This window comes from Hyphobacterium sp., assembly GCF_965217055.1.
In the GTDB taxonomy this organism is placed as follows: domain Bacteria; phylum Pseudomonadota; class Alphaproteobacteria; order Caulobacterales; family Maricaulaceae; genus Hyphobacterium.
Genome location: NZ_OZ244227.1, coordinates 1,016,926 through 1,039,746, shown reverse-complemented (window position 1 = coordinate 1,039,746; position 22,821 = coordinate 1,016,926). Strand labels below are relative to the sequence as shown.

The 22,821-nt window shown below is 61.4% G+C and carries 21 protein-coding genes; 6 read left to right on the top strand and 15 right to left on the bottom strand.

Translation table 11 applies throughout. The features are described from left to right. Positions 1 to 40 precede the first annotated feature (40 nt). The 3 genes from ACOOFN_RS05225 (at position 41) to ACOOFN_RS05215 (ending at position 3,911) form a co-directional block, all read left to right on the top strand. A complete protein-coding gene (locus tag ACOOFN_RS05225; protein WP_420434380.1) occupies positions 41 to 1,006 on the top strand; it encodes a KpsF/GutQ family sugar-phosphate isomerase in 966 nt (321 codons plus the stop codon). Between the two features lie 70 nt (positions 1,007 to 1,076). After that, positions 1,077 to 2,378, top strand: coding sequence for a UDP-glucose dehydrogenase family protein (locus ACOOFN_RS05220; RefSeq protein ID WP_420434378.1), 1,302 nt, complete (start codon positions 1,077 to 1,079; stop codon positions 2,376 to 2,378). Positions 2,379 to 2,402: 24 nt separating this feature from the next. Beyond that, on the top strand, positions 2,403 to 3,911 hold the full coding sequence (locus ACOOFN_RS05215; RefSeq protein ID WP_420434376.1) for a phosphomannomutase/phosphoglucomutase: 1,509 nt from the start codon (positions 2,403 to 2,405) through the stop codon (positions 3,909 to 3,911). Positions 3,912 to 3,942: 31 nt separating this feature from the next. Here the strand turns inward: ACOOFN_RS05215 and glmS are convergent, their stop codons facing one another. Continuing rightward, positions 3,943 to 5,763, bottom strand: coding sequence for a glutamine--fructose-6-phosphate transaminase (isomerizing) (glmS, locus tag ACOOFN_RS05210; RefSeq protein ID WP_420434374.1), 1,821 nt, complete (start codon positions 5,761 to 5,763; stop codon positions 3,943 to 3,945). Positions 5,764 to 6,079: 316 nt separating this feature from the next. Between glmS and cysD the strand changes: the two genes are divergently transcribed. Next, the gene (gene cysD, locus ACOOFN_RS05205; protein ID WP_420434372.1) at positions 6,080 to 7,048 is read left to right on the top strand and encodes a sulfate adenylyltransferase subunit CysD; all 969 of its coding nucleotides are present in this window, start codon (positions 6,080 to 6,082) and stop codon (positions 7,046 to 7,048) included. Continuing rightward, positions 7,048 to 8,946, top strand: coding sequence for a sulfate adenylyltransferase subunit CysN (cysN, locus tag ACOOFN_RS05200; RefSeq protein ID WP_420434370.1), 1,899 nt, complete (start codon positions 7,048 to 7,050; stop codon positions 8,944 to 8,946). Before cysD ends, cysN begins: the two co-directional genes overlap by 1 nt. A gap of 3 nt (positions 8,947 to 8,949) precedes the next feature. On the opposite strand, the gene cysQ is transcribed toward cysN, so the two are convergent. From cysQ to galU, 5 genes are all read right to left on the bottom strand, one after another. Beyond that, positions 8,950 to 9,747: a 3'(2'),5'-bisphosphate nucleotidase CysQ gene (cysQ, locus tag ACOOFN_RS05195; RefSeq protein ID WP_420434368.1), complete on the bottom strand. Its 798-nt coding sequence runs from the start codon at positions 9,745 to 9,747 to the stop codon at positions 8,950 to 8,952. A gap of 131 nt (positions 9,748 to 9,878) precedes the next feature. Beyond that, positions 9,879 to 10,544: a hypothetical protein gene (locus tag ACOOFN_RS05190; RefSeq protein WP_420434366.1), complete on the bottom strand. Its 666-nt coding sequence runs from the start codon at positions 10,542 to 10,544 to the stop codon at positions 9,879 to 9,881. Between the two features lie 79 nt (positions 10,545 to 10,623). Further along, the gene (locus tag ACOOFN_RS05185; protein WP_420434364.1) at positions 10,624 to 11,361 is read right to left on the bottom strand and encodes an ABC transporter ATP-binding protein; all 738 of its coding nucleotides are present in this window, start codon (positions 11,359 to 11,361) and stop codon (positions 10,624 to 10,626) included. Between the two features lie 4 nt (positions 11,362 to 11,365). Continuing rightward, positions 11,366 to 12,202: an ABC transporter permease gene (locus tag ACOOFN_RS05180; RefSeq protein WP_420434362.1), complete on the bottom strand. Its 837-nt coding sequence runs from the start codon at positions 12,200 to 12,202 to the stop codon at positions 11,366 to 11,368. Between the two features lie 66 nt (positions 12,203 to 12,268). Beyond that, positions 12,269 to 13,150 carry a UTP--glucose-1-phosphate uridylyltransferase GalU gene (gene galU, locus ACOOFN_RS05175; RefSeq protein ID WP_420434360.1) on the bottom strand — a complete coding sequence of 294 codons (882 nt, stop codon included), beginning with the start codon at positions 13,148 to 13,150 and terminating at the stop codon, positions 12,269 to 12,271. Between the two features lie 249 nt (positions 13,151 to 13,399). On the opposite strand from galU, the gene ACOOFN_RS05170 reads away from it, so the two are divergent. Beyond that, on the top strand, positions 13,400 to 14,518 hold the full coding sequence (locus tag ACOOFN_RS05170; RefSeq protein ID WP_420434358.1) for a DegT/DnrJ/EryC1/StrS family aminotransferase: 1,119 nt from the start codon (positions 13,400 to 13,402) through the stop codon (positions 14,516 to 14,518). A gap of 19 nt (positions 14,519 to 14,537) precedes the next feature. On the opposite strand, the gene fcl is transcribed toward ACOOFN_RS05170, so the two are convergent. From fcl to ACOOFN_RS05125, 9 genes are all read right to left on the bottom strand, one after another. Continuing rightward, on the bottom strand, positions 14,538 to 15,488 hold the full coding sequence (fcl, locus tag ACOOFN_RS05165; protein ID WP_420434356.1) for a GDP-L-fucose synthase: 951 nt from the start codon (positions 15,486 to 15,488) through the stop codon (positions 14,538 to 14,540). Beyond that, a complete protein-coding gene (gene gmd / locus ACOOFN_RS05160; RefSeq protein ID WP_420434354.1) occupies positions 15,481 to 16,545 on the bottom strand; it encodes a GDP-mannose 4,6-dehydratase in 1,065 nt (354 codons plus the stop codon). Before gmd ends, fcl begins: the two co-directional genes overlap by 8 nt. A 140-nt stretch (positions 16,546 to 16,685) precedes the next feature. Beyond that, on the bottom strand, positions 16,686 to 17,534 hold the full coding sequence (locus tag ACOOFN_RS05155) for a sulfotransferase (protein ID WP_420434352.1): 849 nt from the start codon (positions 17,532 to 17,534) through the stop codon (positions 16,686 to 16,688). Positions 17,535 to 17,582: 48 nt separating this feature from the next. Next, on the bottom strand, positions 17,583 to 17,981 hold the full coding sequence (locus tag ACOOFN_RS05150) for a hypothetical protein (protein ID WP_420434350.1): 399 nt from the start codon (positions 17,979 to 17,981) through the stop codon (positions 17,583 to 17,585). A 32-nt stretch (positions 17,982 to 18,013) separates the two neighbouring features. Beyond that, positions 18,014 to 18,541, bottom strand: a complete 528-nt coding sequence (locus tag ACOOFN_RS05145) for a prepilin peptidase (protein WP_420434348.1) — start codon at positions 18,539 to 18,541, stop codon at positions 18,014 to 18,016. 97 nt (positions 18,542 to 18,638) lie between these two features. Next, positions 18,639 to 20,741 carry a type II secretion system protein GspD gene (locus ACOOFN_RS05140; protein WP_420434346.1) on the bottom strand — a complete coding sequence of 701 codons (2,103 nt, stop codon included), beginning with the start codon at positions 20,739 to 20,741 and terminating at the stop codon, positions 18,639 to 18,641. A gap of 3 nt (positions 20,742 to 20,744) precedes the next feature. Continuing rightward, positions 20,745 to 21,248: a SctD/MshK family protein gene (locus tag ACOOFN_RS05135; protein ID WP_420434344.1), complete on the bottom strand. Its 504-nt coding sequence runs from the start codon at positions 21,246 to 21,248 to the stop codon at positions 20,745 to 20,747. Beyond that, the gene (locus tag ACOOFN_RS05130; RefSeq protein WP_420434342.1) at positions 21,245 to 21,835 is read right to left on the bottom strand and encodes a hypothetical protein; all 591 of its coding nucleotides are present in this window, start codon (positions 21,833 to 21,835) and stop codon (positions 21,245 to 21,247) included. Before ACOOFN_RS05130 ends, ACOOFN_RS05135 begins: the two co-directional genes overlap by 4 nt. Further along, a complete protein-coding gene (locus ACOOFN_RS05125) occupies positions 21,832 to 22,803 on the bottom strand; it encodes a hypothetical protein (RefSeq protein WP_420434340.1) in 972 nt (323 codons plus the stop codon). Before ACOOFN_RS05125 ends, ACOOFN_RS05130 begins: the two co-directional genes overlap by 4 nt. Between the last annotated feature and the right edge of the window lie 18 nt (positions 22,804 to 22,821).

Below are 22,821 nucleotides of genomic sequence, written 5' to 3'. Positions count from 1 at the left end.
GCCCGCTTCTGCTATGGGCTGTCAGCAGACAGGAGGTCCCATGACCCAATCCCGCCCGCTCGACGTTGCACGCCGGGTCATTGAACTCGAACGCAAGGGACTCGAACAACTTGCCGCCGGGCTCGATGAGCGTTTCGATGCCGTCGTCCAGCGCCTCGTGGACCTCAAGGGCCGTGTCATTTGTGCCGGTGTCGGCAAATCAGGTCATGTCGCGCGCAAGATTGCCGCGACGCTGGCCTCGACTGGCACGCCATCCCAATTCGTTCACCCGACCGAAGCCAGCCATGGCGATCTCGGCATGATCACGCCGGACGACGCAGTGCTCGCATTGTCGAAGTCGGGTGAGACCCGTGAGCTGGGCGATCTGATGGCCTATTGCCGGCGTTTCGGCACCGTATTGATCGGCATGACGACGGGAAGGGATTCGGGACTGGCGAAAGCCAGCGATCACCTGCTGTTGATCCCCGATGCCCCGGAAGCCTGCGCCGAAACCCGCGCGCCGACAACATCGACGACGTTGATGATGACAATGGGCGACGCGCTCGCCGTCGCTTTGCTTGAGTCGCGCGGTTTCACCGCGCAGGATTTCAAGACCTACCATCCGGGTGGCGCGCTCGGTGCCGCGCTGGCAACGGTGGGCGATCTCATGCACACGGGTGATGCGATACCCTTGATCCACGACGCTGCCCGCATGAGCGACGCACTGATCGAGATCAGCGCCAAGGGTCTGGGGTGCGTCGGGGTTACAACCGCGGACGGCAAACTCATCGGCATGATTACCGATGGCGATCTGCGTCGTCATATGGGACCGCAATTGCTCGACCTGCCGGTTGCCGAGGTCATGACCCGGGACCCGCGGACGGCGGCCGCGGACACACTGGCCGCCGATGCGCTGCGGCTGATGACGTCGGGCGCCGTCAAGATCACCCAGCTTTTCGCCGTTGAGGACGGCAAGCCGACCGGATTGCTGCACATTCATGATCTCCTGCGAGCGGGTGTGAAATAAAGCTTGCGCATTGACCCTGCAGCCCCCTTATCGCTAGACGGTCTGCGAACAAGAAAAGAAGGAACGCCCCATGCGCGTCGCCATGATTGGTACCGGCTATGTCGGCCTTGTCTCCGGTGCCTGTTTCGCCGATTTCGGACACCATGTGACCTGCATCGACAAGGATCAGGAAAAGGTCGACATGCTGCGTGCCGGCGGCATCCCGATCTACGAGCCCGGCCTCGACCAGCTGGTGCAGCGCAATGTGCGCGAGGACCGGTTGAGTTTCGATACCGATCTGACCCAGGCCGTACGCGAAGCCGATGCCGTGTTTATCGCCGTCGGGACGCCGTCACGGCGCGGTGACGGTTTTGCAGATCTGTCCTATGTCCACGCCGCGGCGAAGGAAATCGCGGAAGTGATGGACGGCTATACCGTCGTCGTGACCAAGTCCACGGTGCCGGTCGGCACCGGCGATGAGGTCGAGAGAATCATTCGTGAAACCCGTCCCGACGGCGACTTCGCGGTGGTCTCGAATCCGGAATTCCTGCGTGAGGGTGCGGCGATCGACGATTTCAAGCGGCCTGACCGCGTCGTGGTCGGCACAGAGGACGAACGCGCGCAGGAAGTGATGAGCGAACTCTATCGCCCGCTCTTCCTCAACGAGACGCCGATCCTGTTCACCGAGCGCCGGACATCCGAGCTGATCAAGTATGCCGCCAACGCCTTTCTGGCGATGAAGATCACCTTCATCAACGAAATGGCGGATCTCTGCGAATCCGTTGGTGCCAATGTTCAGGAAGTGGCTCGCGGGGTCGGCCTCGACAATCGCATCGGTGGCAAGTTCCTGCATGCCGGACCGGGCTATGGCGGCTCTTGCTTTCCGAAGGATACGCTGGCCCTGACCCGGACCGCACAGGAAGCCGGCACGCCGCTGCGCCTGATCGAGACCACTGTCGAGGTCAATGACCGGCGAAAGCAGGACATGGCCAAGAAAGTCGTCAAGGCGATGGGCGGCGATGTCTCCGGCAAGACGATCGCCGTGCTCGGCCTGACCTTCAAGCCGAACACCGACGACATGCGCGAAGCGCCGTCGCTGGACATCATTCCGGCCCTGCAGGATGCCGGCGCGAAAGTCCGCGCCTATGACCCGGCCGGGGTCGTCGAAGCCGAGAAAATGCTCAAGGACGTCGAGTTCACGTCAGGCCCCTATCTGTGTGCCGAAGGCGCCGACGCGATTGTCATCATCACTGAATGGAACGAGTTCCGGGCGCTGGATACGGAACGCCTCAAGGCCGTCATGGCCGGCGATGTGATGGTCGACCTGCGCAATATCTACAGCCCTGACGACATCCGCAATCGCGGTTTCAAATACACCAGTGTGGGCCGATAGGCCCGACCGAAGCGGAGTGATGTGATGAGCCAGAAGCCGCGCGCCGACCTGTTGCCCAATTCCTGGGATTTCGAGACATCGGCCCAGATCAAGCCGACCGGATTTCGCGAGTATGATGCACGCTGGTGGTTCGGCCATCCCGGCTCCGACAAGGCGCCGGAGATCAATCTCTACGGCATCCAGGCGCTGGGCCTCGGCCTCGGCACGCTCATCCACGAGCTCGGCGTCGCGCCGAAAATCGTTACCGGACACGATTTCCGCGGCTATTCGCTCGGCGTGAAGCAGGCGCTGACGGTCGGTCTCATGTCTGCGGGTATCGAGGTTCACGATATCGGGCTGGCCCTGTCGCCGACCGCCTATTTCGCCCAGTTCGATCTCGACATCGATTGCGTGGCCATGGTCACCGCCAGCCATAACGCAAACGGCTGGACCGGCGTGAAGATGGGCGTGGAAAAAGCGCTGACATTCGGCCCCGACGAGATGGCGCGTCTCAAGGAAATCGTCCTCAATGGTGACGGACAGCTGCGCGATGGCGGCGGATATGTCCGTGAAACGGGCGTTGCTGCGAATTATCTGGCCGACCTTTCGGACGGCGTTTCCGTCAAGCGAAAGCTCAAGGTCGTTGCCGCCTGCGGAAACGGAACCGCCGGCGCGTTCGCGCCCCAGGCGCTCGAGGCCATGGGGGTCGAGGTCGTAGCGCTGGACTGCGAGCTCGACCACACTTTCCCGCGCTACAACCCGAACCCCGAAGACATGAAGATGCTGCACGCGCTTCGCGACGCGGTGCTGCAGCACAAGGCCGATATCGGTCTCGCCTTCGACGGTGATGGCGACCGTTGCGGCGTCGTCGACAATGAGGGCGAGGAGATTTTCGCCGACAAGGTCGGCCTGATGCTGGCGCGCGATCTGTCGGGCCGGTTCGACGAGGCGAAATTCGTGGTCGATGTGAAATCGACGGGCCTGTTCCTGACCGATCCCGTGCTTGCCGCAAACGGCGCCACGACCGAGTACTGGAAGACCGGCCATTCTTACATCAAGCGCTATTCGAAGAAGACCGGCGCGCTTGTCGGATTCGAGAAGTCCGGCCACTTCTTCTTCCAGCCGCCGCTGGGCCGCGGCTATGATGATGGTATTGTCGCGGCGCGTGCCGTGCTCGACATGCTCGACCGCAATCCGGACAAGTCGATGGCCGATCTGCGCCGCGATCTCCCGGTCAGCTTTTCATCGCCGACCATGTCACCGGCCTGTACTGACGAGGTCAAGTATGAGGTCGTCGACCGGATCGCCGCCGCCTACGGCGCGCGCAGTGAAATCCTGGGCCGCAAGGTGCGCGACGTGCTCACAGTAAACGGTGTGCGCTTCACGCTCGAGGACGGCGCCTGGGGGCTTGTTCGGGCGTCGTCGAACACGCCCAATCTCGTGATCGTCGTGGAGAGCCCGAATTCGGCGGACGACATGAAGGCAATCTTCCGCGATATCCAGGAAGAACTGGCCAAGCACCCGGAAGTCGGCGCGTTCGACCAGGAAATCTGACCGGCCGCACCGGTCGCACCCGTTTCGCGACCTATTCGACCGTGACCGATTTCGCGAGATTTCGCGGCTGGTCGACATCCGTGCCCATGAAGACCGCCGTGTGATAGGCGAGCAGCTGGATCGGGATCGCTGCCACGATGGCCTGCGCGATCGGATCGCAGTCGGGGATGATGATGGTCCGCACATTATCGCCAGCCTCGGCCGCACCCTTGCGGTCCGTGAACAGCGTCACATCCGCGCCGCGGGCGGTGATTTCCTGGAGGTTCGAATTGGTTTTCTCGAACAATTCGTCCCACGGCGCGATGGCGATCACCGGCGTGCCGTCCTCGATCAGCGCGATCGGACCGTGTTTCAGCTCGCCGGCCGCATATCCTTCTGCGTGGATGTAGGCGAGTTCCTTCAGCTTGAGCGCGCCTTCCAGGGCGAGTGGGAAGAACTGGCCCCGGCCGAGATAGAGGACATCGCCGTGATGCGTCAGTGAGCGGGCCAATTCCTCGATCTGCGGTTCGACCGCCATTACCTCGTTGATGAGCCGGGGTACTTCCAGGAGTGCCTGGATCTTGGCGGCTGCCTCTTCTTCGTTCAGCCTGCCGCGGCTTGCGGCTGTCGCCAGCGCAACGCAGGCCAGCGCCGACAATTGCGCAGTGAAAGCCTTGGTGGAGGCGACACCGATTTCCGGACCGGCCAGCGTCCGCAGCAAAAGATCGGCTTCGCGCGCGATGGAGCTTTCCGGGACATTGACGACGCCGATTGTGCGAACATCATTCTGCTTGCAGTGCCGCAAGGCGGCGAGCGTGTCGGCAGTCTCTCCCGATTGCGAGATGAAGATCGCCGCGCCGTCCTGCGGCAGCACCGGATGGCGATAACGGAACTCGGACGCGATATCGATTTCCACTGCCAGCCCGGCATAGCGCTCGAACCAGTACTTGGCCGTCGCTCCGGCGTAGAAAGCCGTGCCGCAGCCAATGGATAGCAGACGGTCGGCCTTCGACAGGCCGAGCTCACCGGGTTCGAAGCTGAACCCTCCGTCTGCCGACGAGATATAGTGAGCCAGCGTCCGGCCGACCGATTCCGGCTGTTCGCGGATTTCCTTTTCCATGAAGTGGCGGCAGCCCGCCTTGTCCACAAGCTCGGCAGCGGCGGTGGAGATCACGACCTCGCGGTTGGCCGGCGTGCCCGAGGCGTCGAAGATGCGGACATCGCCCGGCGTGGCGATGCACCAATCGCCTTCCTCGAGATAAACGATCTGCCGGGTGAAAAGCGCCAGCGCGATCGAATCCGATCCGATGAAGGTCTCGTCTTCGGCCAGGCCCACGGCCAGCGGGCTGCCCTTGCGGGCGGCCATCACCGTGTCCGGCGCATCGGCAAAGACGGCGGCCAGACCGTAGGCGCCGCGCAGCTTGGCAATCGTTTCGGCGAAGGCGTCCTTGTGGCTGTGCCCGGCCTGCAGGTAGGAATCGATGAGGTGCGCGATGACCTCGGAATCGGTTTCGGTCACGAAGACATGGCCCTTCGCCGACAGCGCGTCGCGCAACTCCTTGAAGTTCTCGATGATGCCGTTGTGGACGATGGCCACGGGCCCGGCCGTGTGCGGGTGGGCGTTGTCGGTTGTCGGCCGGCCATGCGTTGCCCAGCGTGTATGGGCAATGCCGGTATGACCGTCGATCGGATTTCCCTGCAGTGCTTTGTCGAGATTCCGGATCTTGCCCTCGGCCCGGCAGCGCTGCACGGCGCCGTCCTGGATCACCGCGATGCCGGCGGAATCATAGCCACGGTATTCGAGACGCCGAAGACCGTCGACAAGACGGTCCGTGACAGGGTTGCGCCCCGCGATTCCGACAATACCGCACATGGCGTTCTCCCTTGTCTCGAAAGCCGCTTCGGCTTGTGATCGCCGAGGGCATAGCTTGAATCAAGCGTCAGAACCAGCAGGCTCAACTCAGCTGTGCCGGCCGGCGCAGATTCAAGCCCGAGGGTTCGATTGGAAGCGTGAGCTTATAGGACCGGTGAATTAACAGGCGACAAAAAAACGCGGTCTTCCGGTGCGCTATTTCACGCCGGACCGTTGCAGCGCGATTGACAATTTCATCGCCCTTGTCCCTAGCTTTGGTGGGGCGGACAAAGGTATGTAGAACCCCTCGTTTTTCCGGATACAGAGCAAGCGCCGTATGACTGCCATCAAAGATACTGTTTCCCGCTATGCGGCGCGGTTCGAAAACCCGAAATCCCGGCACCGGGACTTATCGCCCCACCTCCGGGCGCTGGAAGCCGAAGCGATTCATATCATGCGCGAGGTCGTGGCCGAGTTCGAACGGCCGGTCATGTTGTACTCGATCGGCAAGGATTCGACGGTGATGCTGCACCTGGCGATGAAGGCCTTTTACCCTTCGAAGCCGCCTTTTCCCTTTCTCCACATCGATTCCCTTTGGGAGTTCAAACAGATGGGAGAGTTTCGCGACGAGCTGGCGGCCGCGCTCGGGATCAACATGATCGTTCATGTCAACGATGAGGGACGCAGCCGGAACATCAACCCGTTCGAGCACGGCTCCGCCGTCCACACCCAAATCATGCGCACGGACGGTCTGCTGCAGGCGCTCAATGCCGGTGGCTATGACGCTGCTTTCGGAGGTGGCCGCCGTGACGAGGAGAAGTCGCGCGCCAAGGAGCGGATATTCTCGTTTCGCAACAACCAGCATGCCTGGGATCCGCGCAATCAGCGGCCCGAGCTCTGGCATATCTTCAACAGCCGTATCCGCCGCGGCGAGTCGATCCGGATCTTCCCGCTGTCCAACTGGACGGAAGTCGATATCTGGCAATACATCCTCGAGGAGGAGATTCCGATCGTACCGCTATACCTCGCGCGCAACCGGCCGGTGGTGGAGCGCGACGGAACGCTGATCATGGTGGATGATGACCGCATGCCGCTGCATGACGGCGAGGTTCCCGAACAGCGGAAAATCCGCTTCAGGACGCTGGGGTGTTATCCCCTGACCGGCGCCGTCGAGAGCCAGGCCGAAACGCTGGAAGACATCGTGCTGGAAATGCTGACCGCTCGCACGTCCGAGCGCGCTGGGCGGCTGATCGATTTCGACGAAACCGGCTCCATGGAGAAAAAGAAGCGGGAAGGGTATTTCTGATGCCGGAGGGAGATGTCGCCCGCAAGGTTCGCGACCGGCTGACACGCGCTGGCGAAAGCGGTGTGTTGCGGTTCATCACATGCGGTTCCGTCGATGACGGAAAGTCGACGCTGATCGGCCGGCTGCTCTATGACTCCAAACTATTGTTCGAAGACCAGATCCGGCGTCTCGAACACGATTCCAGAAAACACGGTACGGCGGGTGACGATATCGATTTCGCGCTTCTGCTCGACGGTCTCGAGGCAGAGCGCGAGCAGGGTATCACGATCGATGTCGCCTATCGCTTTTTCAATACCGAGAAGCGCAAATTCATCGTCGCCGACACGCCGGGCCACGAGCAGTATACCCGCAACATGGCCACCGGTGCCTCGACGGCGGATCTGGCAATCATCCTGGTCGACGCGCGCAAGGGCGTGCTCACCCAGACACGGCGGCATACCTACATCGCCAGCATGATGGGCATTCGCCATGCCGTCCTGGCCGTCAACAAGATGGACCTCGTCGGGCATGAGCAATCCACTTACGACCAGATCGTTAAGGATTACATGAAGATAGCGGGCGCGTTGGGATTCAGATCCATCACGCCGATTCCGATCTCGGCGCGCCATGGCGACAATATCTTCAAGCGATCGGAAGCGCTCGACTGGTATGACGGCCCGACCCTCATGGCGCATCTCGAAAGTGTCGATACGGCTGCTGACGACAATCTCGAAATGCCCTTCCGCTTCCCGGTGCAATGGGTGAACCGCGCCGGAAGCGATTTCCGCGGTTTCGCAGGCACTGTGACCAGCGGCAAGCTGGCCAGGGACGAAACCGTGCGGGTAGCGCACTCGGGCAAGTCGGCCGCGATATCGCGCATTGTCACAGCCGATGGCGATATCGACGAGGCCGCCGCCGGCGAAGCTGTCACGCTCGTGCTCGATCGCGAGATCGATATCGCCCGCGGCGACATGCTGGTGGCGCCAAAATCGCCACCTGAGGTATCCGACCAGTTCGCCGCCGAAATTCTGTGGATGTCGGAAGAAAGGCTGCATCCCGGCCGCTCATATCTGCTCAAGGCCGGCTGCCAGATCACGCCGGCCTCGGTGACCCGGCTCAAGCACAAGCTGAACGTCAACACTTACGAGAAGGCTCCCGCAGATACGCTTGATCTGAACGAGATCGGCGTCTGCCAGCTATCGACCTCCAAACCGATCGCCTTCGACAAGTATTCCGACCTGCGCGAGACCGGTTCCTTCATCCTCATCGACCGCTTCAGCAATAAGACGGTTGCCGCCGGCATGATCGAGTTTTCGCTTCGCCGTGCCGGCAACATCCACACCTACGCGATGGATGTGAACAAGGCCCGACGGGCTGAACTCAAGAACCAGAAACCGGCAATATTGTGGTTCACGGGCCTGTCCGGTGCCGGCAAGTCGACCATCGCCAATCTGGTCGAGCGCAAGCTGGCCAGCAGCGGCCGGCATACCTATTCGCTCGACGGCGACAATGTCCGCCAGGGTCTGAACCGGGATCTTGGCTTCACCGATGCCGATCGCGTCGAGAATATCCGGCGCATTGGCGAGGTCGCGAAACTGTTCCTGGATGCCGGTCTCATCGTGACCTGTTCCTTCATTTCACCCTTCCGGTCGGAACGGCGAATGGTACGCGAACAGGTCGAGGCTGGAGAATTCATCGAAGTCTTCGTCGATGCGCCGATCGACGTCTGCATCGAACGTGACCCGAAAGGGCTCTATGCCAAGGCGCAGGCCGGGAAAATCAAGAATTTCACCGGGCTCGACAGCCCCTATGAAGTGCCGGAATCACCGGAACTGCACATCAACACGGCCGACATGACAGCCGATGCGGCAGCGGAAATCGTAATCGACGAACTCGTGAAAAGAGGCTTGCTGGGCTAGGCGTCAGACCGGCGGAACCGCCCAGGCGACGAAATCGCCGTTGCGATAACCGTCCGCCTCCTTGCCGTAGAGGAAGGGTGTATGATCGGGCCGCGTGACGGCGCCGCCAGCACTGTTCAGCACGGCGTGCCCGGCACCCGTATCCCATTCCATGGTCGGGCCGAACCTCGGATAGATGTCGGCGGCGCCTTCCGCGACTCGGCAAAACTTCAGGGACGATCCGGCGCTGACGGCCTCGGTGGCGCCGAAAGCGCCGGCGAAGGCGCGGGTGCGTTCATCGGCGTGCGACCGGCTCATCACCGCCACCGCGCCTTGCACCGGCGGAGCCTTGCGCGTTGCGATACCGGAAAGCCGGTCGGCGGCAACCGTCGCACCCGGGCTCACCGCGCCTGCCAGCGCTATGTTGCCGCCGAGATAAATCCGCTGCATCGCAGGTGCATAGACACAGCCGGCAACGGGAATGCCTTTCTCGATCAGTGCGATATTCAGCGTGAACTCGCCATTCTTGGCGATGAATTCCTTGGTCCCGTCGACGGGATCGACCAGCAGGAACACGTCGTCGATTTTCGGACGGACGCCGGCCGAAAACTGCTCTTCGGCCAGGACGGGCGTGCCCGGGCAAACGGATCGAAGCGCCTCGAGAATTACCTCTTCTGCGCGCATGTCCGCTTCGGTGACCGGCGAGCGGTCGGCTTTCTGCTGCGGCGTGAATTCGGTCTGGTAGACTTCCATGACCGGCAGCGCGGCTTTCGAGCAGATGCGCGCAAACTCCAGCGCGAGAATATCAAGAGCGTCGGTCAAAAAAAGAGCTCCAATCGGCAAGCCGGCGTGTTTCACTCGCGTAGACAAGTATTCGCAGGCGCCGGAAATAGAAAGACACCGGTCTGATTGGACCAGTTTTACAGAGCTTTAAGCGCTCCCACCAGTGTGCGCTAGGCCAGCTTTGCCGCCAAGGCGGAGATCGCCGCATCCGGATCGGAAAATACGCGCTCTGATGGCAAGTCGCCCCCGTCTTCCGGGCCGCTTTCCTCGCTGGAGTCCGACAGCACGATGTCGGCCTCCCGCAGGCGATGGCGCTCATCGCCCGACCAGCCTTCGGTGGTGTCACCTTTTTCGGCCGGCGACATGAGGTCGATGATGCGGATCGCTTCCTGCCGATCGGCGACAGCATCGGTGAGGGCGGTCGCCGCCGCATCAATCTGCCAGATCGCTGCCGGTCTTTTCTGCGCAAAGGTGAGCTTTGCGAGAATGGAGACGATCTGCCTCAAAACCGCGTTCCGCAGTCCCTCGCCATAGCGGCTGGCGATAAAGGCCGACAGCCCTACGAGCGCCCAGAAAAACAGGGTCATTGCCGACGGATAGAATCGCGAGAAATAGCCAAGGATGATGGCGGCAATGATCAGCTGACTGCCGATTGTCAGGGCGGCCAGGGCTCTTGCACGAAGGACGATGACGTCCCCGCCATGATCGCCTGGCATCGCCCGGTCAGCCAGGACAATCGGGGCAAGACCGGCGGCTTGCAGCTTTTCGCGCAGCGACGAGACGTATCGATCGTCGGGATCAAAGAGCTGCGAGAGTATATAAACACGCTTCATCATGAGGACCTGTCGCGGAGCCGAACTGGCGATTCCCGCCATCCGAAATCCGGTAGCGGAAACGCCCTGTTCCGTTTGATTATCACCCGTCTACCGCCTCGCGATAGCGTTCAATGACGTCGGCTGCTGGCCCCAGGGCTTTCATGTGGCCCGAGTCCAGCCAGAGCACGCGATCCGCCATGCGGCCGACAAGCTCCAGGTCATGGCTGGCGAGGATCAGTGCGCCGGACGCTTCGATGAGCTCTTGCATTCGTGCCCGTGCGCGTTGCTGAAAGGCGCGGTCGCCGGCACCGATCCATTCATCGACGATGAGAATGTCCGGATCGAAAGCGGTGGCGATCGCGAAATTGAGCCGCATCGCCATCCCTGACGAATAGGTCCGGACCGGCAGTTTTATGTAATCGCCGAGCTCGGCAAAGGCGGCAATATCGTCAATTCGCGCGCGGGCCTCGCGCATGGTCAGGCCGGCAATCATGCCGCGCAACAGAATGTTGCGTTCGCCCGTCGCTTCGATTCGCATGCCGTGGGCGATGTCGATAAGCGAGGAAACCTGTCCGTCGATCTGCACCTGGCCCTCGCTGGGCGGAAGCAGACCGGCGATGATTTTCAGGAGCGTCGACTTGCCACAGCCATTCCGGCCGATAATGCCCAGCCGCTCGCCTTCGGCGAGTTCCAGATTGATGTTGCTCAACGCCTGAACCCACCGGTTGGACTGTCCTCGCGGCGAGAAGTCCCCTGCACCGTCCGGGCTCTCGACACTCGCGACGTTTTCATAGACGCGATAGCGCATGCCGAGGTCTTCGATTTTGACAGAACTCATGGCGCTAATACCAGACGGCGAGGCGATTGCGGAAAATCGCAAAGACAACAAAGGATACGGCGCCCAGACCTGCTGTCATTCCCAGCGAGACGCCCCAGCTTGCATAGGGAATCCGGTAGTCGAGCAGTGGTGTCCGCACGATGTCGATCAGATAGGTGAAAGGATTCCAGACGAGGAAGTCTGCCAGGGCGCCGACCTGGTCGGGCGTCCACACCAGGGGTGTGAGAAAGAACAGGACCCGCATGGCGGTTTGGACGATCTGGGCAATATCTCGAAAACGCAGACAGATCACTCCCAGCAGCATGTGCAGGAACAGGCCGTTGACGACGATCAGCAACAGGGCAGGGGGCACAGACAGGGCAGCCCAGCCCGGAACATGGCCAGTCAGCACCAGGATTACCGCCGCCACCACGGCGCTGTAGGCAAAGATGATCAGATCGCGCCAGATGCTTTCGAAGAAATACGTCGAATAGGGCAGCTGGACGCCCTTGACCCAGGTTTCCGAGTTTATCAGCGATGTGCAGCCATCGACGACGAAGGAGTTGAGGAGCTGCCAGACCAGAAATCCGACCGTGACATAGGCCGCGAACCAGGCGAGGGGCGCCGGATTGAGCGCGCCGAATATGAAAATCTTGGCGGTGATGAATACCAGATAGGAAAAGGTCAGCCAGGCCAGGCCGAACACGGTGCGCCGATAGCGCTGGCGAAGATCGTCCTGCGCCAGCGAGCTCCAGAGTTCGAAACGCAAAAAGCCCTGCGCGACATCCCGTGCGCCGGTCCGAAGCCGTCCCGTCCCACCGTCGCGGCCGGGTGATGAGGAATGAGGTGTCGCGAGATTCATTCTAGCCCCGGTATTGTCTGGCCAGAATCAGAACCGCGCCGATCACAATTCGCCAGAGATTGATCGCTAGGCGTTGTTTTCATCCAGGACACGGCGCAGCGTCTCCAGCGACGCGCTGCCTTCTTCCTCATGGCTTAGCGCAAATTGCAGGAAGGCGCGCAGATAGCCCTGCTTGCTCCCGCAATCATAGCTCGTTCCTTCGTATTCGAGGGCGAAGAAGTCTTGTCGTTCCATCAGCGTTGCCATTGCGTCGGTGAGCTGGATCTCTCCGCCGGCGCCCTTGTCCTGGCTTTCAAGCACGCTGAATATTTCCGGCTGCAGGATATAGCGCCCGGTAATCGACAGGTTTGACGGCGCTTCGTCGCGCTTCGGTTTCTCGACCATGCCGGACATCCGAACCGTCCGGTTCTCGCGGCTTTCCGGCGCCACGATGCCGTACTGATCGACCTTGTCCCACGGCACGGCCTCGACCGCGATGATGTTTCCGCCCTTCTCTTCGTGGATGGCGGTCATCTGCGCCAGGCAGCTTGGCGCGGCCTTGACGATCACATCCGGAAGCAGAATGGCGAACGGCTCGTCGCCGATCACATCGCGCGCACACCAGACCGCATGGCCCAGACCCAGCGGCGCCTGTTGCCGGACGAAGCTCATGGATCCGGCCGGCGGGCGCTCGGCTTCCAGTTCCTTTAGGATATTCGCCTTGTTCTTTTGGTGCAGCGAGGCTTCCAACTCATAGGCGCGGTCGAAATGATCTTCGATGGCGCCCTTGTTGCGGCCGGTTACGAAGACGAAATGTTCGATCCCCGCTTCCAGTGCCTCGTTCACCACATACTGGATCGCAGGGCGGTCGAAGACCGGCAGCATTTCCTTCGGAACCGACTTGGTCGCTGGCAGCACACGGGTACCGAGTCCCGCGACAGGCAGAACAGCTTTCCGGATAGAGGTCATCAACGTGGTCCGCTCGCAATCAGGGGATAAAACCTATTGCCGTTCTATTGCCCGGTTGAACCCCTCTAATCAAGCGCAGCAGGTGATTTGCGCTACATGCCGGGCTCGCGCTTCTGGCAGGCTTCGGCTATCTGGTGCGCACCTTTTGGATATGAAATGTATTCATATGTGATTTTCACCGCGCCGTGGAATTTCATAAGCCCCACCGGACGCGAATGGATGCGGATGCCGCATCGACAGGAGTAGGCCATGATGCCGTTTATCGACCTTGCGACCCAGCGGGCGCGGTTGCAGGACAAGCTGGACACGATCATCAGCAAGATCGTTGCCGAGGGCCGCTATGTGCTCGGCCCGGAAGTCACCGAACTGGAACAGCGCCTTGCCGAATTTGGGCAGGCCGATCACGCGCTCACATGTGCCAACGGAACCGATGCGCTGGCTTTGCCGCTGATGGCCTGGGAGCTGCAGAAGGGGGATGCCGTATTCGTTCCCAGCTTCACCTTTGCCTCGACCGCTGAAGTCGTTCCGTTGCAGGGCGCGACGCCGGTTTTTGTCGATATCGACCCGGACACTTACTGCATGTGCCCGAAAAGCCTTGCCGCCGCGATCGAGTGGACGAAGACGCAGACCGATCTGAAACCCCGCGTCGTGATCGCCGTCGACCTTTTCGGTCAGCCGGCCGATTATCCGGCGATCAGTGAAATCTGTAAGGCCGAAGGCTTGAAGCTGATTGCAGATAGCGCACAGGGCTTCGGCTGTACGCTCAATGGCAAGCATCCCGCCGCCTGGGCCGACATCACGACGATCAGTTTCTATCCCGCCAAGCCGCTTGGCTGTTACGGGGATGGTGGTGCTGTGGTGATGCGCGACGCAGAGCTGGCCGGCCTGATCCGATCGCTCCGCAATCACGGCGAGGGCGAGGCGCGTTACGCCTACGAACGCATCGGGCTGAACTCGCGCCTCGACACGCTGCAGGCCGGTATCCTCCTCGCAAAGCTCGAGATTTTCGAGGAAGAAATCGTCGGCCGGAACGCTGCGGCCGACGCGTATGCTGAAGGCTTCGGGGATGTGGTGAAGACGCCCACGGTCATCGACGGGGGCGTTTCCGTCTGGGCGCAATACACGATCGAAGTGGACGACCGCGAGGGCTTCCGGGCCAAGCTCGCCGAAGCCGGCGTACCGACCGCCATCTACTACCCGATCCCGATTCATCTGCAGGCGCCCTATGCGGGCTTCCCGGTTGCGCCGGGCGGGCTGCCCGTCACCGAAGCGGCAGCCCATCGGGTCGTGTCACTGCCGATGGACGGCTATCTCGGTGGCGAACGCCAGCAAGCGGTGATCAGCGCGGTACGCACTGCCGTCGCCTAGGAGACACTGAGGGCGGAAGCTATCCCGCCTGATGTTCCAGAAAATACCGGTAGGTGCGCTCTAGTCCCTCACGCAGCCCAATGCGGGGGGACCAGCCCAGCGCATGGATGCGATCCGCGCTCATCAGCTTGCGCGGGGTTCCGTCCGGTTTCGACGAATCCTTGGTGAGATCGCCGGAGAAGCCGACAACCTCCATGATCATCCGTGCAAGGTCCGCGATCGGAATGTCTTCGCCGGAACCGACATTCACATGCTCCGGCGCGCTGTAATCCTTCATCAAGTGAACCAGCGCATCTGCGCAATCGTCAACGTGCAGGAATTCGCGGCGCGGCTTGCCGCTTCCCCAGATTTCCATGCTCGCAGCCCCTGAAAGCTTGGCTTCATGGGCCTTGCGGATTAGCGCCGGTATGACGTGGGAGCTCTGCAAATCGTAATTGTCGCCGGGGCCATAGAGATTGGTCGGCATGGCGGAAATGAAATCCGCACCATGCTGGCGGCGATAGGCCTGGCACAGCTTGACGCCGGCAATCTTCGCAATGGCATACCACTCATTTGTCGGCTCCAGCGGGCCGGTGAGCAGAGCGTCCTCGGTGATCGGCTGGTCCGCGAGCTTGGGATAAATGCAGGATGATCCCAGGAACAGCAGCTTTTCGACCCCGGCGCGGTGGCAGGCATGGATGATGTTCGCCGCGATCATCAGGTTCTGATACAGAAAATCGGCCGGATAGCTGTCATTGGCGAGAATTCCGCCGACTTTTGCAGCCGGGATGAACACCGCCTCCGGCCGGTGCTTTTCAATCCAGCGCGTGGTCGCCGCCTGGTCGACCAGATCGACCTCCCGGCGTGTCACTTTCAGGATGTCCGCCGGATTCTCGTTCTCCAGTCGCCGGGCCAGAGCCGACCCGACCATGCCGCGATGGCCGGCAACCCAGACGCGCTTGCCTGCAAGCGGATAGAGGGTTTCAGCCATGCCGGTTCCTGCGGTCTGCTTCGCTGGCGACCTCCTTGAGGTCTTCCTGCACCATTTCGCTGACAAGGGCGGCAAAGCTGGTCTTGTGTTCCCAGCCCAGCTCGGATCTGGCTTTCGACGGATCACCGATCAGCAAATCCACCTCGGTTGGGCGGAAATAACGCTTGTCGATGCGCACCAGAACGTCGCCGCTATTTGCATCCACGCCGGCTTCGTCCACGCCCTTGCCTTGCCACTCGATCGTGCGGCCGACCTCGGCGAACGCGCGTTCGACGAATTCGCGCACGCTGTGGGATTCGCCAGTGGCCAGGACCCAGTCATCGCTCTCATCGTGCTGGACGATGCGCCACATGCCCTCGACATAGTCGCGGGCATGACCCCAGTCGCGCCGCGCGTCGAGATTGCCGAGCCAGATCGTTTTCTGGAGGCCGAGCTCGATTGCCGCGACAGCCCGCGTGATCTTGCGGGTCACGAACGTCTCGCCGCGCATCGGGCTTTCATGGTTGAAGAGGATGCCGTTCGACGCGTGCATACCGTAGGCTTCACGGTAGTTGACCGTTATCCAGTAGGCATAGAGCTTGGCGGCCGCATACGGGCTCCGCGGATAAAACGGAGTGGTCTCGCTTTGCGGCGTTTCCTGGACAAGCCCGTAAAGCTCGGACGTCGAAGCCTGATAAAACCGGCAGCTCTTTTCGAGACCGAGAATGCGCATGGCTTCCAGCAGCCGCAGCGCGCCGACGGCGTCGGCATTGGCAGTATACTCGGGCGTTTCGAAGCTGACCTGTACGTGCGATTGCGCCGCCAGATTGTAGATCTCGTCAGGCTGCGTTTCCTGCACCAGCCGGATCAGATTGGTGGAATCCGTCATGTCGCCATAATGCAGGTGAAAGCGGGTCTCGCCCTCATGCGGGTCGACGTAAAGCGGGTCAATCCGCTGCGTATTGAATGAGGAGGCGCGGCGTTTGACGCCATGCACCCTGTAGCCCTTGCTCAGCAACAGCGCGGCCAGATAGGCGCCATCCTGGCCGGTGACGCCGGTGATGAGTGCGGTTTTCATGGTTTCGGCGACATCCTGTCATTGCGAGGGGCAGCTGAATACCCGGTTTGGCCCCGGAATGCCAGTATACCTTCCTCAAGAGGTGAACGGATAAGACATTGATTCAAAACACGTCAGCTGCAGATCAATGCCATGCGCCATCAGATAAAGCGATCGATGAAGCGATCACAATACGCGAGGTCTCCGGTGTCGGCCTGCCCGGCTTCGAGCAGCGTCTTGGGACGCTCTGACGGCCGGAAGACAATTTCGTGAAATAGCTGGTTAGTGTCCGCCGGCGGATTGATTTGCAGGAAATCCAGAAGCCTGGCCGCTTCGGGTCCCGGGTCCGTCATGAAGCGGTCATGGCTGAAGAACATGACGCGGCCGGGATACTGATCACCAAGTGCTTCGATACGCCGGTGAACGGCCACCCAGTAGGCAAGCGCATCGGACGCGCTGCCCGACAACTGCCGGTCCAGAAAGGTCGATCCCCAGATCTTCGCCTGATTCTGGTTCTTGCTGAACGCCATGTAAAACGGGTCGCGGACAACATGGACGTATTTCAGATCGGCGGACAGCCGGAACAGCCGCTCGATCACGACATGCGTGTTTGGTTCTTTCCAGCCCCAGCGCTGGCCTGATGGTTGCGGTTCTTTCGGCGACACAAAGCTCTCAAGCCGGTCCTGCAACCAATCTGCCGTATACGTAAAGCGGTCTCGCCGCGCCAGATCGGTGAGGTCGCAGGCACCCGCCGCTTTGAACGGATCGCCACCGGTCATCCGCTTTGCGAACATGTCGAAAAGCGAGCCCAGTTGCGCTTCGCTGTCGATCAGCACCGACGCCCGCTTGAACAGCAGTGTGAACCAGAGATTGTCCAGCGCGTCGTTCAGTTCTCCGCCCAGCCAGCAACCGCAATTGCGCACCAGCATGGCGGTTGCACGCGTGCCGCTGCCACCGAGCCCGCCGATGGCGAAAGGCGGTCCCTGCGGGATTCCATGATCGTCACTCATTGACGCAGGCCGGCTGCGGGCAGCCGTTTCGATTGAAATCCGCAAGGGTCATTGCAACGTTTCCAGAAATGCGTCGAGATCATCATAGCGCGGCGTCCATGCGATGCGGCGGTGGCGGGATGTGCGACGATAATCGTCGAGAATCAGTGTCAGCTCGACCTCCTCCAGCTGAATGTCGATCATGTCATTGCCATAGTCGCCGCCGGCCGGTTGGACCGAACTGAGCGCCCGTCTTTCCCACTCGACACGCCACCCATTGATCGAGAATTCGCCTCGCTCCTCGCGTGGCGCATCACGTGCGTCCGGTCCGGCCAGCAGGGTCAGTGCGGTGGCTTCGACAAAGGGCGTTTGTGTCGCTCGCTCTAGCCTTTCGCTGGCATCGTGCAGCGTCGACAGCATGTCGTAAATCGGAATCAGGGCCAGCGCCAGCAGGGCGGTTGCAGCCAATGCTTCAATTACGCTGAACCCGTCCCTGCCAGTCAAAGTGCGCCTCCCCAGGGAATGATCGCGGTCGCGGCAAGACCGAATCCTGCCACCAGCCCGGGTCCGAAAGCGAGTCGGCTTTGACGTTCGCCCTGCCCTTTGTTTGCAACAAAGCCGGTCACGATCGTGAAAGCGACGGCCAATAGCAGAGCGACCGGAATCTGTTCCGGTGCAACCCACAGGCCGCAGGCGCCAGCCAGCAGGACATCGCCCTCCCCCAGGGGTTTCTCGCGCCCAGGCCGCCGCACAATCAATCCGGCCAGCATGAGAATGCCCGCGGCGACCGCGCCAGAAGAGAGCGATCCGACGACATGGTCCTCTAATGCGGCTACGCCGAGCCCGGTCAGCGCAATCACGGCCGATCCCAGATCCGGCAAAAGTTGATGACGAAGATCAATTGCGGCCGCAACGGCTCCGGCTGTCGCTGCTCCCGCAAACAATAGCGCAGAAAACCCTTGGCCATTCCCGGTGATATATAGGGCAGTGAGCCCTGCCGCGACTGCGAGGCTCGCCAACAGGGTCATTGGCCCGGGCCGGTGTGCATATGCTCTGATCAATGCCAAATCATTTCGCAGCAGGGTTAAGGCGGCAAGTTTGCAAGCATTGCACGCGCTGCCGTAATCAATCCCGTGTCGCGGTTTCGGGCCGGACCGAAAGGGTTTCGTTCGGACCGCGGAACGGCGACACGGCGGTGCGCACCGGCGTCGCAAAGGCGCGATCGATTTCCTCGCTATAGAAATCGACCATGAATTGGCGATCCGTGCGGGTACTGAGAATGTACGGCGTGACCAGGATCAACAATACGGTTCTGTCCGACGTATACGATTGCGTACTGAAGAGCGTACCGAGCAGCGGTATGTTCTGAAGTCCCGGCACGCCGGTTGACCCATTGTTGATCCGGTTCTCCATCAGGCCGCCAAGGACCGCTGTCTGCCCATCCTGAAGCGTCAATTCGGACGTCAGTGTGCGACTGGAGATAATCGGGCTGGCGATATTCTGATTTGGGTTCTGCAGCGCGGAGCTGACTTCCTGCTCAATGAGCAGATCGATCCGGTTGTCGCTGTAAACCCGGGGTTCCACCGACAGGATTACACCCGTCTCGCGATATTGGACGGTTTGGAGAATATCGGTCGATCCGGTTTGCTGTGTGTTGGCGGCCCGCTGGCTGGTGATAATCGGCACGTCGGTACCCACTTGCACGGTGGCTTGCGTACCGGAGCGAGTCGATATCCGTGGAGTCGACAGAACCTGAACCTGGGAGTTCGTGGAACTGGCCGCGGCGGTCCAATCCACATCGCCAGATCTCAGCACGGCGCTCAATCCACCCGATTCCAGTCCCAAACCGTCACGCGTGCGAAGTTCGAGATCGCCACCAAACGTGTTCAGAAGGAATTCCACGCCAAAGCGTTCCTCATCCCCGAGCGTGACCTCGGCAATGGTGACTTCGATGAGCACTTCCGGCGCCGCAGTGTCCAGCCGACGCATAAGCGCTTCCAACGGCGCGAATTCGGCCTCTGTACCGTTGAAAATGATTCGGTTGCCGACCTCGTCGACCGTCAATTGGCCGGGCGGCGGCGCGGGAGCGCCTTCTGCATTGCTGGCTCGTTGTTCGCCCAATACCCCGCGGACGATATCCGCCAGGCCCTGCGCATCGCGTGATCTGACCTGATAGACTTGCGGGATGCGGGCTTCGGTCGACTGTGCGGCGTTGTCAAGCCGCCGCGCCGTGTCGACGACGTGACGCAAGGCGGCAGCGCTGTCGGCGAAGATCAGGATCTGGTTTGTGTGTTCGATGGGCAGCAGCGTGATGGGAAGGGCGACCCTGGCGCCAACGGTGACCAGATAGCCTTCAATGCTCAATACATCCTGCAGCGTAGTGGCTAGCGCCTGAGCTTCCCAATTGCGCGGGGCAAGCGTCACCGCTTCGGCGCCAGCAAACCGCAGATCATCCATCTGATGAATGAGTGCGAGCGCTGCGTCTACATCATCTGACAGGCCACTGATTGTCAGCGCGCCGATATCTCGTCGTGTCTGGATGCCCAGTTCGTTGGCGTCGGGGAAAGTGATCCGGAGAATAGCCTCCATCTCTGCCGAATCAATCGCCTCCAATTGCACAAATTGAGCAACCGGGCGCAGCGAAGCTGGGGTGCTGGCACGCGCACGGGAGCTGATGAATTGCGGCCTCTGGGCCAGCAATTCTGAGCGTTCGACGACCTGAATTAGCCCCTCGGAATAAGTTACAGCCAACCCGTATTCGCTGATCGCCGCCTCAAAAAGCTGGAAAAAGGTTTCCGGGTCCATGTCCCGGACGCTGCGCAGCGTGACGACTTCGTTGCGCTCGGCAACGCCAGGTCCCAGGGCGTAGGGCAATTCCAGCACATCGCCGAGTACAGTGTTGACGAAGGAGGCGACGGTCTGGGCCGGGATCGTCACATTGATGTCTGAACCCTCTAGCCTTGGTCGCTCTGCATTATCGCTTTCGGTATAGCGTACCGGCGTGGTCAGCCGTGGTACACGATAGGTTTCGACGCTCGGATTCTCTTGCCGCGGGGCAGTTATCACCGTGGCCTCCGGCGAGCCCGAATCCACTTCCCCCGCGGACGCCACAGGCCGCTCCAGCGTATTCAGCCGGGCATGATAAAGGCCGCCGTCTTCAAGACTGGCGCACCCGGTCAATCCCGCCGTAATCGCCAGCACGCTGGCAGCGCGGATCTTCATATCCATGCCTCATCCTTCCCCTGGCGGGTCAAACACGTATATCGGGTAGACCTCGTCCCCGCGCCTCAAAATGACTTGCGACGCACCGATTTCATCAATGCGCCAGCCATCATAAAGCTCGTCGCCTACAATGAGGCGCTCCCGCTCGGTGATAACGCCTCCGGCATGAATTCGCCAGACCCCATCCTCACGAACCAGGGCAATGATGGGCGGACGGGGAATCGCGGCGTTTGCGCCTTCGGCCTGGTCTCCAAGGGCTGCGGCGGCCGCTTCAGGATTGCTTGCAATCGCGTCTGCGAGAGGGATGGCGGCAGGAAACAGGCCGGTCGCGCGCAATCGTGCGCTCAACGCGCTGATATCGCTTGGCACCAACGGTTCAGGGCCACCGGCCGCGGAAGACGGCGACAGAACAGGTGACGACGCAGTATTGGGCGCCACGGCCAGGCCGGCCAGCCCGGCGGCAGCGGCAATCAGCCCGGCAGTTGCAACGCGGACCAGACCGAGCGGCATCATGACGCCGGCTCCATCAGCGCTGGAGCAATGAATCCCACGGTAAATCGCCGCGTTCGTGAATCCCAATCCAGCCGGACAGCGCGCAATTCGCCGCGCGCGCTGGCGGCGGCTTCAATAAACGGCGCGAAGGCGCCACCGCTGTCGAGGGCTGTCACTTCGGCTTCGAACAGGCGGGTTTGGGCGGCCGCTTCGCCACGGCCGATTGTGCCCACCGCAATCACCTGAACGCGAACATTGCGAAGGCCGGCCAGCCGAGCTGCTTCCTCCAGCGCGCCCTGAATCCGGGCGGCGGCAATGCCTTCGGTCGGTGCTCGCCAGAACCGGGCTTCGGCAGCAAGCGTCAGCTGCTCTGCCTCGTCGGCGAGCGCCAGCCAGTCCCGTTGTTCGAGGGCGGCCTGACGGGCATTCAGTTGGCGCTCGGCATTGTCGAGCGACAAACGTGCCTGTGTATTTGCATCTGACAGGGCGGTGAGCGCGTAAAGCCCGGCGAGACTGGCCAATACCACCAAGCCAAATTGTGCGCGTTCACTGACGGTGCCCAATGCGTTCTGCCAGAGCGTAGAAATCGATCGGGTTTGGCTGGTCATTCCTCGCCCTCCACGTCGCGACTCGCGACCGGATCTGCCTGCGCCTCCCAGGCGGCACTGTTGGGTGTCCGGTTGAGGCTTACATTGGCCAGGCTGGGCCGCAATTCCAGCTCCTGCGCGAGCGTGGCAGGGTCAAGCCCGCTTTGCGATTCGATCAGCGCGCTGACACTATCCGGCTCGATCCGAAGCCGTGTCACCCTCGAGCCAAGTTCACCGGCCACCTCCGCCAGATCTGCCGCCGGTGTCAGTGGATTGATCTGCTCCAGCGTCTCCCGGTAGGCCACGAGCTGCGCCGTGCGGCCACGATAGCGGTCGAGCGCATCGAAATCGCCGGCACTGTTTTCTGCAAAAGCAGCAAGCTCTTGCCGCGCTGCCGACTGCTCCATCAAGAGACGGACATGGGATCCGGCAGCGTGAAGCAGCGGCGCGCCGACCAGGAGCAGCGCCAATGCCGCGGCATGGACCGGCCGGAACCGGGCGAAGATAGTCCGGGCACGCTCTAGAAAAGCCAGGTTGTTGCGATCGGAATCGTCAGCGATAACATCGGTTTCAGCATGTGCGCCGCGGCGGAATCGTGCCAGTTCTTCCGGTCCCGGTTGGCGGTTCCAGAACCGGCTCATGTTCAACTCGCCGGCTTGCCAGAGCTGGCCTTCATAGCCGTCCCGCCGCTCGATCAGGCCGAAACCGGTATCGATATCCTGTGTCCCCGGCATGAACTTATCATGTCCGAGAGCGGGCTCGGGCATGAACCAGGCGTGATCGTCGGCGCCCAGTTGGGTGAGCCGGTCCCTGTCCCATGACCAGACCGCTGCATGACGCGCCTGCCAGATGATGTGTACGCCGGGGTTTTCGAAAGGTGCGCGCGTCCGCGCCATCAATTTCATCGCGGCTCGCATCCGCGCATCTATCGGGCCGGGCGGCCGCTCGATGCGTTCGAAATGCAGGAGCGATCGCGCAATGACGATCATTTCGCCGAACAGCAAAGC

Coding starts and splice junctions, on each gene's coding strand:
- ACOOFN_RS05225 (WP_420434380.1), top strand. CDS start 41: ATGACCCAATCCCGCCCGCTCGACGTTGCACGCCGGGTCATTGAACTC.
- ACOOFN_RS05220 (WP_420434378.1), top strand. CDS start 1,077: ATGCGCGTCGCCATGATTGGTACCGGCTATGTCGGCCTTGTCTCCGGT.
- ACOOFN_RS05215 (WP_420434376.1), top strand. CDS start 2,403: ATGAGCCAGAAGCCGCGCGCCGACCTGTTGCCCAATTCCTGGGATTTC.
- glmS (WP_420434374.1), bottom strand. CDS start 5,763: ATGTGCGGTATTGTCGGAATCGCGGGGCGCAACCCTGTCACGGACCGT.
- cysD (WP_420434372.1), top strand. CDS start 6,080: ATGACTGCCATCAAAGATACTGTTTCCCGCTATGCGGCGCGGTTCGAA.
- cysN (WP_420434370.1), top strand. CDS start 7,048: ATGCCGGAGGGAGATGTCGCCCGCAAGGTTCGCGACCGGCTGACACGC.
- ACOOFN_RS05190 (WP_420434366.1), bottom strand. CDS start 10,544: ATGATGAAGCGTGTTTATATACTCTCGCAGCTCTTTGATCCCGACGAT.
- ACOOFN_RS05185 (WP_420434364.1), bottom strand. CDS start 11,361: ATGAGTTCTGTCAAAATCGAAGACCTCGGCATGCGCTATCGCGTCTAT.
- ACOOFN_RS05180 (WP_420434362.1), bottom strand. CDS start 12,202: ATGAATCTCGCGACACCTCATTCCTCATCACCCGGCCGCGACGGTGGG.
- galU (WP_420434360.1), bottom strand. CDS start 13,150: ATGACCTCTATCCGGAAAGCTGTTCTGCCTGTCGCGGGACTCGGTACC.
- ACOOFN_RS05170 (WP_420434358.1), top strand. CDS start 13,400: ATGATGCCGTTTATCGACCTTGCGACCCAGCGGGCGCGGTTGCAGGAC.
- fcl (WP_420434356.1), bottom strand. CDS start 15,488: ATGGCTGAAACCCTCTATCCGCTTGCAGGCAAGCGCGTCTGGGTTGCC.
- gmd (WP_420434354.1), bottom strand. CDS start 16,545: ATGAAAACCGCACTCATCACCGGCGTCACCGGCCAGGATGGCGCCTAT.
- ACOOFN_RS05155 (WP_420434352.1), bottom strand. CDS start 17,534: ATGAGTGACGATCATGGAATCCCGCAGGGACCGCCTTTCGCCATCGGC.
- ACOOFN_RS05145 (WP_420434348.1), bottom strand. CDS start 18,541: ATGACCCTGTTGGCGAGCCTCGCAGTCGCGGCAGGGCTCACTGCCCTA.
- ACOOFN_RS05140 (WP_420434346.1), bottom strand. CDS start 20,741: ATGGATATGAAGATCCGCGCTGCCAGCGTGCTGGCGATTACGGCGGGA.
- ACOOFN_RS05135 (WP_420434344.1), bottom strand. CDS start 21,248: ATGATGCCGCTCGGTCTGGTCCGCGTTGCAACTGCCGGGCTGATTGCC.
- ACOOFN_RS05130 (WP_420434342.1), bottom strand. CDS start 21,835: ATGACCAGCCAAACCCGATCGATTTCTACGCTCTGGCAGAACGCATTG.
- ACOOFN_RS05125 (WP_420434340.1), bottom strand. CDS start 22,803: ATGATCGTCATTGCGCGATCGCTCCTGCATTTCGAACGCATCGAGCGG.